Consider the following 1,405-nt stretch of genomic DNA (forward strand, 5'->3'; position numbering starts at 1 on the left):
CCCCTCCGAGGCGCCCGCCGGGGCCTCCCCCCTCTCCGGCCCGCCGGGCCGCCGGCCCCGGGAGGAGGACGGGAACCGGGAGGGCGGCCGGCCCGTGTCCGCGGACGACGTCGTCGTGGTGGGCGCCGGGCCCGCCGGCCTGGCCACCGCCCGCCTGCTCGGCCTCGCCGGTGTCCCCGTGACCGTGCTGGAGGCCAGGGAGCGGATCGGTGGACGCATGGTGACCGACCACCGGGACGGCTTCCGCCTCGACCACGGCTGGTGGCCCGCCCTCCCCGGCCTCGACGGCCCGGAACTGCGCCGACACCTCGCGGTCCCGCCCCGCTTCCGCGGGATCACCGGCGGGATCCTGCTGCACGCCGACGACCGATCCCACCGCCTGGGCGGCTCCGGACCCCGCTCCGGCGGCCCGCCCCGTCACGGCGGTCGGTCCCTGACCGGCGCGCTGGACCACGCCTGGCTGCGCGCCAACCTCGGACGGCTCGCCCTCCTCGACGAGGAGCGGCTGGCCGGCCGTCCCGACACCTCGGCTGAACGGGCACTGGAGACACGCGGGGTTCCCTCCCGGATCGCCGACGGCTCCCTGCGCCCCCTGCTGGCCACCCTGCTGGGGGACCCGGTGCTGGGCACCTCCTGCCGCCTGGCGGACCTGCGGCTGCGCGCCTTCGCGCGCGGTGGCCTGGCCCTGGTGGCGGGCGGGACCGAACGGCTGCCGGCCCGCCTCGCGGCCGACCTGCCCACCGGGGGCGTGCACACCGGCGTCCGGGTCTCCGCGGTCCGCACCCGGGAGGTGGAGACGGAGGAACACGGCACCCTGCGGTGCCGGGCGGTGGTCGTGGCCACCGGCGCGGAGGAGGCCGCCCGGTTGCTGCCCGGCCTGCGCAGTCCCGACCATCACCCCATGACGGTGCTGCACCACACCGCGGACGACCTCCCCGGCGCGGGCCCCACCCTGATCGTCGACGCCGCCCGGCGCGGGCCGATCGCGCACACCACGGTGGTCTCCGCCGTCGACGCCGAACGGGCCCCCGCCGGGCGCCCCCTGATCACCTCCGTCGTGCTGGGACCGGAGGCCGGCGAGCCGACCGACACCCTGGACAAGGCGGCCCGCGGTCAGCTCTCCCGGCTCCACGGCGTCCCGGCCGAGGAATGGGAGCTGCTGGCGGCGCACCACGACCCCCGGGCCACCACCGCGCTGCCGCCCCCCTACGCCCCGCGCCGGCGCGCCCGGTTGCTGGAGGGGCTGTACGTCTGCGGCGGGCACCGGGCGACCCCCGGCCCCGGCGGCGAACTCGCCTCCGCCCGGATGGCCGCCGAGGCCGTGCTGGACGACCTGGGGGTGCGCCGGGTGGGCGCGACCGACCGCCTCGCCGCCTGATCCGGCCCGGCCCGCGCACCCCGCCCG

The 1,405-nt window shown here is 79.6% G+C and carries 1 protein-coding gene; it reads left to right on the forward strand.

The features are described from left to right. Window positions 1–1,378: FAD-dependent oxidoreductase (locus FOE67_RS25735; RefSeq protein ID WP_438874312.1), on the forward strand; the 1,378-nt coding region annotated here is incomplete at its 5' end. Window positions 1,379–1,405: the final 27 nt, after the last annotated feature.

It is taken from the genome of Streptomyces calidiresistens (genome assembly GCF_014141525.1).
Taxonomy (GTDB): domain Bacteria; phylum Actinomycetota; class Actinomycetes; order Streptomycetales; family Streptomycetaceae; genus Streptomyces; species Streptomyces calidiresistens.